12 protein-coding genes are annotated in these 13467 nt (G+C 67.7%); 2 read left to right on the plus strand and 10 right to left on the minus strand.

What is annotated here, in order from left to right:
- Positions 1-17: 17 nt before the first annotated feature.
- The 4 genes from CETAM_RS07040 to CETAM_RS07055 all read right to left on the minus strand — a co-directional run bounded on the left by CETAM_RS07040 (position 18) and on the right by CETAM_RS07055 (position 3328).
- On the minus strand, positions 18-638 hold the full coding sequence (locus CETAM_RS07040) for a riboflavin synthase (RefSeq protein ID WP_156228206.1): 621 nt from the start codon (positions 636-638) through the stop codon (positions 18-20).
- A gap of 4 nt (positions 639-642) precedes the next feature.
- Positions 643-1635 (minus strand): bifunctional diaminohydroxyphosphoribosylaminopyrimidine deaminase/5-amino-6-(5-phosphoribosylamino)uracil reductase RibD, encoded by a 993-nt coding sequence (ribD, locus tag CETAM_RS07045; RefSeq protein WP_156228207.1) that lies wholly within the window; start codon positions 1633-1635, stop codon positions 643-645.
- Positions 1636-1642: 7 nt separating this feature from the next.
- Complete coding sequence (gene rpe, locus CETAM_RS07050; RefSeq protein ID WP_156228208.1) at positions 1643-2299, minus strand: ribulose-phosphate 3-epimerase; 657 nt, start codon at positions 2297-2299, stop codon at positions 1643-1645.
- A gap of 144 nt (positions 2300-2443) precedes the next feature.
- Positions 2444-3328: a DUF4349 domain-containing protein gene (locus tag CETAM_RS07055; RefSeq protein WP_197085683.1), complete on the minus strand. Its 885-nt coding sequence runs from the start codon at positions 3326-3328 to the stop codon at positions 2444-2446.
- Between the two features lie 199 nt (positions 3329-3527).
- Between CETAM_RS07055 and CETAM_RS07060 the strand changes: the two genes are divergently transcribed.
- Entirely contained in the window at positions 3528-4673 is a 1146-nt protein-coding gene (locus tag CETAM_RS07060; protein ID WP_156228210.1) for a hypothetical protein, read from the plus strand.
- Positions 4674-4747: 74 nt separating this feature from the next.
- Positions 4748-5521: an enoyl-CoA hydratase gene (locus CETAM_RS07065; protein ID WP_156228211.1), complete on the plus strand. Its 774-nt coding sequence runs from the start codon at positions 4748-4750 to the stop codon at positions 5519-5521.
- Here CETAM_RS07065 and CETAM_RS07070 read toward each other — a convergent pair whose 3' ends face one another.
- The 6 genes from CETAM_RS07070 to metK all read right to left on the minus strand — a co-directional run bounded on the left by CETAM_RS07070 (position 5522) and on the right by metK (position 13431).
- The gene (locus CETAM_RS07070; RefSeq protein ID WP_156228212.1) at positions 5522-7009 is read right to left on the minus strand and encodes an RsmB/NOP family class I SAM-dependent RNA methyltransferase; all 1488 of its coding nucleotides are present in this window, start codon (positions 7007-7009) and stop codon (positions 5522-5524) included.
- The gene (gene fmt, locus CETAM_RS07075) at positions 7006-7953 is read right to left on the minus strand and encodes a methionyl-tRNA formyltransferase (protein ID WP_156228213.1); all 948 of its coding nucleotides are present in this window, start codon (positions 7951-7953) and stop codon (positions 7006-7008) included. The genes CETAM_RS07070 and fmt overlap by 4 nt, the downstream gene beginning before the upstream one ends.
- Positions 7954-7970: 17 nt before the next feature.
- Positions 7971-8480 (minus strand): peptide deformylase, encoded by a 510-nt coding sequence (gene def / locus CETAM_RS07080; RefSeq protein WP_156228214.1) that lies wholly within the window; start codon positions 8478-8480, stop codon positions 7971-7973.
- Between the two features lie 89 nt (positions 8481-8569).
- Complete coding sequence (locus tag CETAM_RS07085; protein ID WP_156228215.1) at positions 8570-10057, minus strand: HNH endonuclease signature motif containing protein; 1488 nt, start codon at positions 10055-10057, stop codon at positions 8570-8572.
- Positions 10058-10168: 111 nt separating this feature from the next.
- Positions 10169-12193, minus strand: a complete 2025-nt coding sequence (locus CETAM_RS07090; protein WP_156228216.1) for a primosomal protein N' — start codon at positions 12191-12193, stop codon at positions 10169-10171.
- 11 nt (positions 12194-12204) lie between these two features.
- Positions 12205-13431, minus strand: a complete 1227-nt coding sequence (gene metK / locus CETAM_RS07095) for a methionine adenosyltransferase (RefSeq protein ID WP_156229420.1) — start codon at positions 13429-13431, stop codon at positions 12205-12207.
- Positions 13432-13467: the final 36 nt, after the last annotated feature.

A 13467-nucleotide genomic window follows, 5' to 3' on the forward strand; every position in this document is an offset into this window, starting at 1 on the left:
ACTCACGAATGCCAACCTTAGCCCTCGTTACCGTCGGGCCGGCCTTCGACCCTGTCACCGAGCATCTTCTCCACGTACTTGGCCAGTACATCGACCTCGATGTTGACCACGTCGCCCTCCGACAGCTGGCCGTGAGTGGTTTCCGCCAGGGTGGTCGGGATGAGGGAGACCTCGAACCAGTCCTCCCCCACCGCAGAGACAGTCAAGGACGTGCCGTTGACTGCGATGGATCCCTTCTCCACGACGTAGCGCGCCAGGTCCTGGCCCAGCGAGAAACGCAGGACGTCCCAGTTTTCCGAGGATGTCCGGCCCAGCAGACGCGAGGTGCCGTCCACGTGGCCCTGCATGATGTGGCCACCCAGGCGGGCACCAGCGGCCAGAGCACGCTCAAGGTTGACCGGCGAGCCCACGACGAGCTGCCCCAGCCCGGTGCGGTCCAGGGATTCCTGCATGACGTCCGCCGTGAAACGGCGCCCGTCGAAGTCGGTGACCGTCAGGCACACGCCGTTGACGGCGATGGAGTCGCCGAACGCGGCGTCGGAAAGCACCTTGGGAGCCTCGATGGTGAGACGGAGGGCATCTCCCTGAGGTTCGAGGGCGGCGACGGTGCCGACCTCCTCGACGAGTCCGGTGAACATACGGTCAGTCCTTTCGGGTCAGTTCCAGCAGCACGTCGTTGCCCAGTCGGGTGATGTTCTGCAGGTCAAATGTCGCGGCGTCGGCCAGTGTCAGACCGATCGCCTCGGTGAGCACGGAGCGGCCCTGGCCGAGAAGCGTCGGGGCGATGTACGCCTGGATCGCGTCCACCGTGCCGGACTCCATGAACCCGGACGCCAGGTGGGCGCCGCCCTCCACGAGGACGTCGCGGGCACCTTCATCCCACAACCGCCAGAGGGCGTCGGGAATTCCCCGGTACTGCTCAAAACCCAGGTGGTGGAGGTTACGGGCGTGGCCCGTCAACGAGCGGCCGCCGATGACCACCCGACGCGGCTGGTTGGGCAGTTCGACGTCCCCGTCCCGCGCAGTGAGCGAGGGATTGTCCGCGATCGCCGTGCCGGTGCCGATGATGACGGCATCCCGCTTCGTCCGGTCCCGATGGACGTGGCGGCGGGCCTCATCGCCGGTGATCCACCGGCTCGTGCCGTCCAGCGCGGCAGTGAAACCGTCGAGTGTCTGGGCGAACTTCAGGGTCACGTGCGGGCGATTTCTCCGCACCGCCGTCAACCACGGCCGGAGCGTATCGACGTCCCGGTCGATCCTCTCGACCCCCACCCCCTGCTGCCGCAGGTAGTCCGCCCCGCCCTCCGCCTTCGGGTTCGGGTCCGCGTGACAGTAGTAGACGAACTCGATGCCGGCCGCGACCAGCGCCTGCGCGCAGGGACCCGTCAGGCCGGTGTGGTTGCAGGGCTCCAGCGTGACGACGGCCGTACCACCCTCCGCCAGATCACCCGCCTCGCGTAGCGCCACGATCTCGGCGTGTGCTTCGCCTGCGGGTTCCGTGGCGCCCGTGCCGACCAGGTTGCCCTGCCTGTCGAGGATCGCCGCACCTACCGGCGGATTCGGACTCGTCGTCCCGCGCACGGACTCACCCGCCGCGATGGCCGCCCCGAGGGCCGGCTCGATGCTGTATTCCATGTCTTCCTCAGACAGTCGCCAGCGCACGCAGCTCGTCGATGGCTGCCGCGCGATCCTCCCGGCGGTACACCGCCGAACCTGCGACGAAGGCGTCACAGCCCGCTTCCGCGGCCTGCGCGATCGTCTTCTCGGAGATGCCGCCGTCGATCTCGATGAGGGTGCCCAGCTTCTTCTCGTCGATGGTCGCACGCAGCGTACGGACCTTATCCAGCATCTCCGGCATGAAGGACTGGCCGCCGAAGCCAGGCTCGACGCTCATCACCAGCACGAGATCGAACTCCGCGAGATCCGCCAGGTAGGGCTCGATCGGGGTGCCCGGCTTCAACGAGAAGCCGGCACGCACACCCTCCTTGCGCAGTTTCCGGGCCAACGCCACGTGATCGTCGGTGGCTTCGACGTGGAAGATGATGCAGTCGGCGCCGGCGTTGATGTAGGTGTCGACCCACTTCTCCGGGTTCTCGATCATCAGGTGCACGTCCAGCTCCTGATCGGTGATCTGGTGCACGGTCGACGTGATCTCCGGGCCGAAGGAGAGGTTGGGGACGAAGTGGCCGTCCATGATGTCCACGTGGATCCAGTCCGCGTTGGCGACGGCGCGTACCTCCTCCCCCAGCTTTGAGAAGTCGGCGGCGAGGATGCTAGGTGCGATGATCGGGGTAGCCATGGCACCGAGTCTACGCTGACGGGACATGTCCCAGATGCCTGGCTCACCAGGATGTGAGCGTCAGAGATGCTGGGAGGAGGACCTTCACCGTGGCTCTCCGGTTGGTTGATTGTGACGCCCGTGGTGACCGCAGGGCGGAACCTTCTACGGCACCTCCGGCTCATCCTCCCGGCGCGACCGGGTCCGGCGCCGACGACGGCGCACCACCGGCAGCACCACGGCGGCGGATGCCGCGAGAATCAGCAGCCACGGCAACAGTCCCATGAACACGATGAGCACCGATTCCAGGGAGTGCACGAACGCAGCCCAGGCCCTCTCGAAGGCGTTGGGCGGGCGGTATCCGTCATCGTCGGCGGTGAAGGTCACCGTCAAGGTCGACAACGCCACCTGATCCGCCAGATAGTCCAGCTGGGCGGTGAGCGAATCAAGATCGGCCTGCCGTTGCGTCAGGGTGTTCTCGGCGGCCAGCAGATCCTCCACTGAGCCTGCGTTGGACATCAACTCGCGCAGACGGTCGATGGAGGTCTGCAGAGCCTGTCGTCGAGCCTCCAGATCAACGCGTTCCTGGCCGACATCCGTCGACTGAGTGGACTGCGCCACCACCTCCCCGTGGTCTGCCAGGGAACCGACCACCGTCTGATATTTTTCCGCAGGCACCCGTGCGGTGACCACGGCCTGCAGCTGATCGGAGCGGGTGATGGTCTCCGAGCTGGCGATCCGGCCGCCCTGGTCACGGACCATGGTGGCGAAGTTCGTGGCGGCCGCCGCGGGGTCCCCGGTCTGCACGGTGGCGGAGCCCGTGGTGATCACCTCGGCGCGGACGTCCTCAGCGGCGGAGTCAGCGGATGACCTCTCTGCCGGAGCGGGTGCAGGCTCAGCCGCTCCGTCACCGGTGAAGCCGTCCCGGATCTGCTGCTGTTCCCACGAATCTGCACCGCAGGCGGTCAGCGTCACCGGTGCCATAAACCCCAGCACCACCGCACATGCCAACGCGGCGCTGAACTTGCGGGAGGCCCTTGCCGTGTTCATATTGCCCACCTTAGTGAACTGGGCGTGACGAGGACGGCCTACCACAGGGACGCCGAGGGGCATCGGGAAGCGGGATGGTTGTCCACAGTCATCGGCACGATGAGGTGTTGTCCACAGTCGGGCCGGGGTGCCACTCGCGGGTGATGGCCGGCCGTGGTGGGCTGGGCAGGACACCAGAGATGACAGAGAGGGAACCACCATGACCACCATCAGTCAGATCAGACTGCGGACGATGACGATCACCCTGCGCGGCGCCTACCGGCCCTTCGAGCGCCACCTCGCTTTCGCCACCGACATGCGGGTGGACGAACTCATCGACCGAACCTGCATCGCGCTCGGCCGCTGCCCCACCCCGGACGCCGTCCTCAAGGTGGGCGACATCTACATAGGCCGCGGGGCGTACCATTTCAGCCACCCTGACCTGCGGACCGAGCTCATGCAGGAGTGCCTGCCGGAAGAAGTCACATCGATGGAGCTGATCCTGGGCCGGCTCGACGGGTGGGTCTTCGACGTCACGTTGGGGGACAGCCCCGCCTGGTCCCTCGATGAGGCCCGGATACAGCTGACCGACACCGTACCGCTGCTGCCCGGACCACAGATCCGGCTGCCGGAGTTCAACGCGGTCGCAATGGTCGACGCCGGACATCCCCTGCCCCCGGACCTGGAGCGCGCCATCATCGTCGACTCCCTGCTCGAGCACATGGCCCCGGAGATCCCCGACCCCACGACCGCCATGGAGCTGTACACCCTCCTGCTGGAGGCCGGGCAGCCTTTCGCGTTGCCGCAGATCGAACCCCTCATGCGCATTACCCCCGACATTGAGGTGCTCTTCGAACTGCTCAGGCTCGCGGCCGGCGAGAACGCGCCCCGGATGACCAAATCCGGTTTCCTGCCGGTGAAGTGCACCCGCCAGCTTGTGGAGAAGTTCCCGGTGCTGCACCCCGACCCGGAGCACCCCAAACCCCAGGGTGGTTACTTCCGTTACTCCTACTCATCGAAGGACGTCACGGTGCTCACGAGCATCCTCGAACTCGGACGCCGGGTGGGGGTTATCACTGCAGAACCGGGGGAATCGCTCACGGTCACTGACTTCGGCCGGGAGGTCCTGAGGGGCGAAGAGGGGGTGCTGGTCAGGCTGAAGGCAGAGATCCTCCGCACCCGGATCAGTGCGGTGCCCTACCCCACCCTCACGGCTCCGGAGAGTCCGGGGCTGACCTTCGACCAGTTCCTGAGCCAGCAGGAACCCCCGGTCAGGTACCGCCGACAGTACGGGGACGAGTACGAGTACCTGCCCTCCATCAACGAGGTCCCCCTGGAGCGCTGGCGCGACCCCGACCTGTTCTGACCTGTGTGCCGGTGGTGTGTGAGAATCAGGGCACTGCCCGCAGAAACCTCTCCCATCGGAAGGACTGTTCCACCGTGACCCCCCAACACACCGACACCCCGCTCGTTCTCAGCCGTGACCACGAGCCCGAGGTGGGCGGGCTCATCCGGGAGATCCGGCTCAACAACCATCCCAAGCGCAACTGCCTCAACATCCCCATGGTCGAGGCGATCGAGGCGGCCCTGCTCGAAGCCGTGGCGGACGGCGCGCGGGTGGTGCTCCTCCACGGCGAGGGCACGGTCTTCTCCTCCGGTGCTGACCTGTCCGGTGACGTCTACTCCGGCGGCTTCTACCCGCAGCTGCTGCACATGTTGGGAACGGTCCAGACCCTGCCCATCCCGGTGGTGGCCTGGGTCAACGGCCCGGCGATCGGCGCGGGCACCCAGCTGGCCATGGCCTGTGACCTGCGGGTCGTGTCCGACTCCGCACTGTTCCGGGTACCCATCGCCGACGTGGCGATCGCTCTGGACGAGGTGACCATCGCAACCCTGGAGAACCTCGTCGGCGGCTCACTGGCCCGCATGATGCTTTTCACCGGCGGGTCGCTGTCCCATGAGCAGGCGGTGGCCTCCGGCTTCGCCGTCTCCGGGGGCGGCTTCGATGAGGCCATGGCACTGGCCCAGTTGATAGCCGCCAAGGCTCCCCTGACGATGCGCCACCTCAAGTACGAGTTCTCCCGTACCTCGCACCGCCCCTACGACAAAACATCCCGCGACGAGGTCGCCGCGGCTGCCTGGCATTCGGCAGACGTCGAGGAGTCCAGGGCCGCGCGCGCCGAGAAGCGCGCCCCACGGTTCCAGGGCCGCTAGTTAGTTTCCCTCTCCTCGGCGCAGCACCGCGAAGAACATCGCGTCCGTGCCGTGGCGGTGGGGCCACATCTGGACGCTCTTCTCGTTGCCCACATCAGACATCGGTGCAACCAGGTCATGCGCGTCGACCTCGACGGCGCCGAGTTCCTTCACGGCCTTGTCCACGATCGCGCGGGTTTCGCGGAGATCCGGCGAACAGGTCGAGTACACGACGACGCCACCGGGGCGGACGAGCTTCAGCGCGGATGCCAGCAGGTCGTACTGGAGGGGGCTGAGTCCTGCGATGTCGCTCTCCGACTTACGCCAGCGCGCCTCGGGACGGCGCCGCAGGGCGCCGAGGCCGGAGCAGGGGGCGTCGACCAGCACCCGGTCATAGCCGGGCTCGAGGCCCGGGTCGCGCCCGTCGGCGACGTGAACCGTGACGGGCAGGCCGCGGGTGATCTTCTCCACCAGTTTTGCTCGGTGCGGGGAGACTTCGACGGCGTCGACATGGGCGGCGTCGATACGCGCGAGCGCACCCATGAGCGCTGCCTTGCCACCTGGGCCGGCGCACAGGTCGAGCCAGCGGCCGGTGTCCTCGCCCTCGAGGGACGCCTCGACGACGGCGCGGGCGACCAGCTGGGAGCCTTCGTCCTGCACGGCGGCCAGGCCCTCCCGGACAGGTTCGAGGTCGCCGGGATCACCGGAGCCGAGGTGGACGGCGTAGGGCGAGTACTCGCCCTCCTCACCCCCGGTGATCAATGCGAGCTCCTCGGCGCTGATCTCCCCGGGGCGTGCGACGAGATGGACGCCCGGTCGCTCGGAATCCGCGCTGAGAGCGTCCTCCAGGTCCCCCAGGCCCAGAACCCGAGAGAAGGACTCAGCGATCCAGGTCGGGTGCGCGTTGCGGAACGCCGCCGCAGCGATCTCGCCGGGCGGGGTGAGGATCTCGATCCACTTCTCCGGGGGCGTGCGTGAGATGGTACGCATGATGGCGTTCGCGAAGCCCTTGGCATGCTCGTTTCCGGTTGCCTCCACCAGGCGCACGGTCGTGTCGACGGCTGCATGGGGCTCCACCCGCGTGTAGAGCAGCTGGTAGGCGCCCAGCCGCAGGGCGTCCAGAACCTCCGGAGCGATCTGATCGAGCGAACGCGTGGAACTCTCAGCGATGACGGCGTCGAGCACACCCATGGTGCGCAGCGTGCCGTAGGTGATCTCCGTGGTGAACGCGGCGTCGCGGTCCACGATCTTCCGCTCTTTGAGCAGGCGCGGCAGGATCAGGTTGGCGTACGCCTCATCCTCCCGCACCCGGGTGAGCACCTCATGCGCCAGCTGGCGCGGGGCATCCAGGCCCGGGAACTTCCGCGGCGCGGGCTTCTCTGGCCCACCCTTTTTCCCGGTGGGTTTCCCGCCCTTCGGCCGCGACCGCTGAGGCCTCGCCTTCGACGGAGTCGCCTCCTGCTTGCCGGGCTCGGCGCCCTTGGACCTGGACCTGAATCCACCACTCATGAGAAGGTCACCTGCTTTCCGATCTGGAAGGTTGCATGGCCGCGGGCCCAGTCCGCGGCATTCATCATCTTCTTCCCCGGCGGCTGGGCCTGGCCGAGTGTCACAGCGGCGGTACCGGTGCCGACGGTGACGGTGTTCTTGTCCACGTGGATCTCACCCGGCGCCAGGTCGGTGGCCTCTGCGTTGAGGGTGACCGGGCCAACTTTGATGCGTTCCTCGCCGAGCATCGTCCACGCGCCGGGTCCTGGGGTGTGGGCGCGGATGTGGCGGTCGACCGCGAAGTCCGGCGCTGACCAGTCGATGCGCGCGTCCTCGGTGCTGATCTTCGGTGCGTAGGTTGCCTCTCCGCTCTGCGGCTGCGGGACGATCGCCCCTGCGGCGAGACCGTCCATGGTGGCCGCCAGCAGCTCGGCGCCCGAATACGCCAGGCGCGTGAGCAGGTCATCGGCGGTGTCGGTGGGGCGGATCGCCTCGGTGACGGTGCCCAGGACCGGACCGGTGTCCAGGCCCTCCTCGATGAGGAAGGTCGCTGCGCCGGTGATGTCGTCCCCGGCACGGATGGCTGCCTGCACCGGTGCTGCGCCACGCCAGGCGGGCAGCAGGGAGAAGTGCAGGTTCACCCAGCCGTGGGTGGGCAGGTCAAGCAGGTCTTTCGGGACGAGGTTGCCGTAGGCGACGACGGGGATGGCGTCGGGCGCCAGCTCGCGGAGCCTGGCGCGGATGGCGTCTCCGTCCTCGGTGCCCGCCTTGAGCGTGCCGGGGGTCAGGACCTCGATACCGTGTTTCTGCGCGAGTTCGGAGACGGGGGACGGGTGGAGGGTCCGGCCGCGCCCACGGCGGGCATCCGGTCGGGTGAGGACGGCGACGACCTCATGGTCTGACTGCAGCAGCCGCTGCAACGCGACGACCGCTGGTTGGGGGGTGCCGGCGAAGATGAGACGCATATGGTGCGGGTGCTCCTTTAAGAGTTGAACCAGTCGGAGGTACGGATGGCGGCCATGGCTTCCTTACGACGCTCCGGGCTCAGTCGCCTGAGGAAGAGCACGCCGTCCAGGTGATCGGTCTCATGCTGGATGCAGCGGGACATCAGGCCCGAGGCGACCATGGCGATGGGGTTGCCGTCGACGTCCTGCCCGGACACCTTGACCGTCTCAAAACGTTCGGTGTCCACGGAGATGTCCGGGATGGACAGGCAACCCTCCTGTCCGGTCTGGGTCTCTTCGCCGATGTGCTCCCACACGGGGTTGATGATGTGTCCCCGCAGGCCGTCCTCGACATGACTGGTGTCGAAGACGAAGATCCGCCGGGTGAGACCGATCTGGTTGGCTGCCAGGCCGACACCTCCGGCATCGTCCATCGTCTCGAGCATGTCGTCGACGAGCACGCGCAGGGCCTCGTCGAACTCGGTGATCTCGTCGGACCGGGTGGTCAGGACGGGGTCACCGAACAGGCGGATGTCACGGATAGTCATGGGTGGTGCGGGCTCCTTCATCGCTCACGTATCGTCCTCATAGTCTACGTCTCCCCTGCTGCAGTCAGAATTCCCGTCCCCGCCGGGCATCAGGCGTACTCCTCGACGAGAGGGGGATCGGACGATTGTCCCCGGCTGCGTATCTTGGCTCCGGCGGACTGTTGCTGAAATTCGGTTTCATTGAAGCGCATCGGTCCGCCGTGGGGTGGTGTCCACCCGGTCCTCCCCGTGGTGGGGTCCTTGTCCATGTGCCCGAGGCCCCCGGCCCCGTCCCGCTGATCACGGTTCGCGGAATGATGCGGGCGGCAGATGATGGTGAGGTTCTCGATGTCGGTGTTCCCCTTTTTCAGCCACGCCACCATGTGGTGGATATCCGCGTCACACAGCCCGGTCGTGCACTCCGGACGGGTACAGCACAGCTCCTGGGCGAACAGTGCCAGACGCTGGAACACGCTGGCGCTGCGACTGGTGCGCCCCAGGTCAAGTACCTGCCCCCGGTCATCGTGCAGCACCCCGATGTCGTAGCGGGCTGCCCCCAGCCGCAGGACATCGGCCGGCGTGAGCAGGTGGCCGGTGTTGGTGGGGAACCTGTCATCAGGCTGCAGGTCATCCAGCTCGGCAGCTGTCATCGACACCACCACCGAGCCCACACCGTGGCGGGCCTGAGCTGAATCATCATCCAGGTAGCGGCCCAGGATGACCATCAGCTGATCAACCAGGCGGGCGGCCATCGGCCGCTTATCCTGCTCCGCCGGCACCGAGGCGTTGACGCCGGGACGTTTGCCCGGTGCAAGGGCTGCCCTGAGGGTCGCCAGGCCGGCGCCATCCAGGTACATCGACACATTCGCCCCGCCATCGGCATCCTGCGCACCGATGATGATCTTTCGCTTCCGGAGGGCGGCGAAAGGGTCGGTCTTCCCGTCGGGTGTCCGCCCTTTCCGGTTGGCCTGCCGGATACGCTCCCGCAGCCAGGTCCGGAGATCCTCCAGGGGGCGCCGCCCGGCCTCCTGGAAGGCAAGGGCGAAGAGCTCCTGGTAAGTCGGATCGGCGTGGGCGTTGAGGTGCTCCAGCTCCCGGACGATCATCGCCTGTTTCTCCGCGGATTCGACCTTCCGGGCCCTGTCCCGCGCCCTGCGCTGAGCTTCCTCCTCCCTGCGCCGGCGTTCGGCCTGCTCCCGACGGATCCGCTCAGTCTCCTCTTCCCGTGTGCGGCGCTGGGCCTCTGTTTCGTCGGGCTCCGGCGCCGGCTCAGGTTGCGGTTGCACCGTCGGGCGTGCGAACAGCGCCTCTGCCCGCTTGAGCCGCGAACGGGCCTCGGACTTCGACAGTCCCAGCGCCCGGGTCAGGTACTCGGTGGTGTGCACCGCTCCGACATATTTTCCCGCACCCGCCCGGTCGGCGGCGTATGCGAAGGCCGCGTCAATGAAACCCTTGGCGCCGATGACCTTCTCCAGGCGTTCGAACTCCTCCCGGACATCCTCGACAATCACCGCGGTGGGATCCGCCATCAGTTCCGATAGTTCTGCCAGTGCGCCGTCGATCCGGTCGACGATCCCGGCCATCTTCCGCCCGTCCATGACTCACCCCCTGGTCGCTTACATGTTCGACTCTATCAAGCCGCCAGGGCGCCCACCACCAACTTTCGAATGTTTATTCGATCGCACCTCTGGTCCAGGTCAGCCTCCGCCTTATCCGACGTGGATCGGATCCACCTGGATCCGTAGCGGGAGATCGTCCTTACGACCGGCCTTCGCTGCAGCGGCCGCCTTCAGCGCCTTGCCCAGCACCGACCGCGGCCCCGGGGGAGTCCGCAGCAGGATCCGCTGGACGGGACCGAAGCGATTCTCGTCATACTCTCCGGGCAGCGTCACGCCGGGCGGGAGGTCGACCGGTCCGAGCACTTCGGTGTGTTCCGGAAGTTCCAGGATCTCGAGGAAGGTGTCCAGCGCCGCGTTGGCGCCGTCGATGGCGGCCATGTGGACGGCGGGAGGGAAGCGGACGTCGACACGCTGGGCGAGCTCGCGGGCTGCCGCGCCCACCATGTCCCATCTGATCAGTGACTGCACAACAGGCATTCCGGGATCCGCGACCACGACCACTTCCCCACCGCGCCAGGCCGGGGTGACCAGGGAGGCCACCGCTGCCCACTTGGCCAGGGTGTCCTCGGTGGCGCGCAGATCCTGCCGCCCGAGCAGCGCCCAGGTGTCCAGCAGCAGCGCAGCGCCGTAGGAGCCGTCGACGACGTCAGGTTCCGCGCCCGGGGTCGCCACGACCAGCGCAGGTGCATGGTCGACCGCGGACACCACCTTGTTACCGCCGGAGGTGATCACCCGGGTGGAGGGGAAGGCTCTGCCCAGCTCCTCGGCGGTACGGTCTGCACCGAGCACCACGGCACGCAGCCGGACGGAGCCGCACTCGCCGCAGCGGTGACGGGCGTCGGGGCGGCCGCACCACCGGCAGGTGGGCACCCCACCCCGGCTACCGCCGGCGGCGGGAAGTCCCAGCGGCCCGTTGCACTGGCGGCACCTGGCGGGCGCCCTGCAGGAGCCGCACGCCAGGGTGGGCACGTAGCCCTTGCGGGGGACCTGGATGAGTGCGGGCTCGCCACGTTCCAGGGAAGCGCGCAGGGCGTCGAACGCCTGTTTCGGCAGCCGGGCGGAAGCCGCCAGCGGATCGCGGACCAGTTCGAACTCCGTGTCGGCGGCCGCACGGATCAGCGGGGAACGCTGGCGAATCGTCTCCCGGGGCGCCACCAGGTCGTGGGCCCAGCCCGAGTCCGCGAGCAGCTGCACCTCGGCGGTCCGGGAATGCCCGCCGAGAATCAGCGAACATCCCTCGAGCGCGCTGCGGGTGGTCAGGACCTCGCGCGCATGGGCGTAGGGGGCGCGGGGATCGACGAGGTTGTCGTCTCCGTCGTGCAGGATCACCGCCAGACGCAGATCCTGTACCGGTGCGAACGCCGCCGATCGCGTCCCCACCACCAGCCTGGCCTGCCCGTCGAGCACCGCCAGGAAGCGCCGGTAGCGCGCCTGCGGACCCAGGGCCGCAGTCAGCGTGGTCACCTGCTTCGCGGAAACCAACTGGCGCAGCGCGTGTTCGAGCTTGTCCACGTCCCGCTGGTCCGGCACCACCAGCAGCGCTCCCCCGCCGTCCTTGACCACCTTCACGGCCAATGCCGCGAGGGCATCCGCCCAGGAGTCCCCCGGGGCGATCTGCCATGCGGCGCGCGCCGTCTGGCCGCCGAGAACCGCGTCGACGAAAGATTCGCCGAACTGGTAGGCCGACCACGAGGACAGGTCAGGTTCACCGACGTCCCCCAACTCCGACCAGGGCACCGATGTGTCGGTCTCCGCGGCCCGGGCGTGCCGGGACGGTACGGCCGAGCGTATGAGATCGGAACGGATGCCTGCGTAGCGGTCGCAGAGGGCGTCGATAAGCGCTGCGGTGCGCGGTGGATACACGATCTCCGGGGCGATGACCCTTTCGAGGTAGCGCAATGACCCTTCGTGCTCGGATTCGGTGACACGTTCCAGGAGGATCGCGTCCACCAGACGTCCGGCGAAGCGGATGCGCACCCGTACCCCGGGCTGCGCGGCCTCATCGTCTTCGGCGGAGACCCGGTAATCGAAGACCCTGTCCAGGTGTGCCAGGCCCAGGAGAGGAAGAACCCGCGCCACCGACCTGTGTGCTGCGGGGACGCGGGATGTGGCCATGGACAACCACTTTAGCGGCCGAGGGCGGCCTTCAGATCGGACACGCGGTTGGTGTGCTCCCACGGCAGATCAAGGTCGAGGCGACCGAAGTGGCCGTACGCGGAGGTCTGGCTGTAGATCGGGGCCAGCAGCTTCAGTTCACGGATGATGGCGGCCGGACGGAGGTCGAAGACCTTCTCCACCGCACCCTGGATGTCTTCATCGGTGAGTCCCTGGGCCGCGGTGCCGAAGGTCTCCACGTAGAGGCCCACGGGCGCTGCGCGACCAATGGCGTAGGCGACCTGGACCTCGACGCGCTCCGCCAGCCCGGCGGCGACGATGTTCTTGGCCACCCAACGCATGGCGTACGCGGCGGAACGGTCGACCTTGCTGGGGTCCTTGCCGGAGAAGGCGCCGCCACCGTGGCGGGCCATGCCGCCGTAGGTGTCGACGATGATCTTGCGTCCCGTCAACCCGGCATCGCCCATCGGGCCGCCGAGAATGAAGGAACCGGAGGGGTTGACCAGCAGCGCCGTCCTGTCGTCGACCATGTTCTCCAGGCCGGCGTCGGCGATAACCTGATCCAGCACATGCTCGCGGAGCTGCTCGGCGAGCCACGCCTGGGTGGCCTCCGGGTCGTGCTGGGTGGAGATGACCACCGTGTCCAGGCGGACCGGACGGTCGTTCCGGTCGTATTCGAAGGTGACCTGGGTCTTGCCGTCCGGACGCAGCATGGGCACGATGCCCTCCTTGCGCACCTGGGTCAGGCGGCGGGAGAGGCGGTGCGCCAGCGCGATGGGCAGCGGCATGAACTCCGGGGTCTCGTTCGAGGCGTAGCCGAACATGAGGCCCTGGTCGCCGGCGCCGGCCATGTCATCGTCCTCGATCACCGCGCCCGAACGGGCCTCCTGGGACCGCGTCACGCCGTCGCCGATCTCCTTCGACTGCTCACCGATGGCGACGTTGACGCCGCAGGTGCGGCCGTCGAAGCCGACCTCGGAGGAGGTGAAGCCGATGTCCACCAGCGTCTTGCGGACCAGGCCGGCGATGTCGACGTAGGACTCCGTGGTGACCTCACCCACGACGTGCACCTGACCTGTGGTCACAAGCGTCTCCACCGCGACGCGCGAATGGGGGTCCTGCGCGAGCATCGCATCGAGCACGGCGTCGGAGATGGCGTCGCAGATCTTGTCCGGGTGACCCTCGGTCACTGATTCGCTGGTGAACAGGCGGATCGGTGCGGGCTTGTCGAAGGCCACGGTGGTGGTGGCGGGATTCTCTGACACGTGGGTGGT

Origin of the sequence: Corynebacterium comes, from assembly GCF_009734405.1 — a bacterium.
GTDB lineage: Bacteria > Actinomycetota > Actinomycetes > Mycobacteriales > Mycobacteriaceae > Corynebacterium > Corynebacterium comes.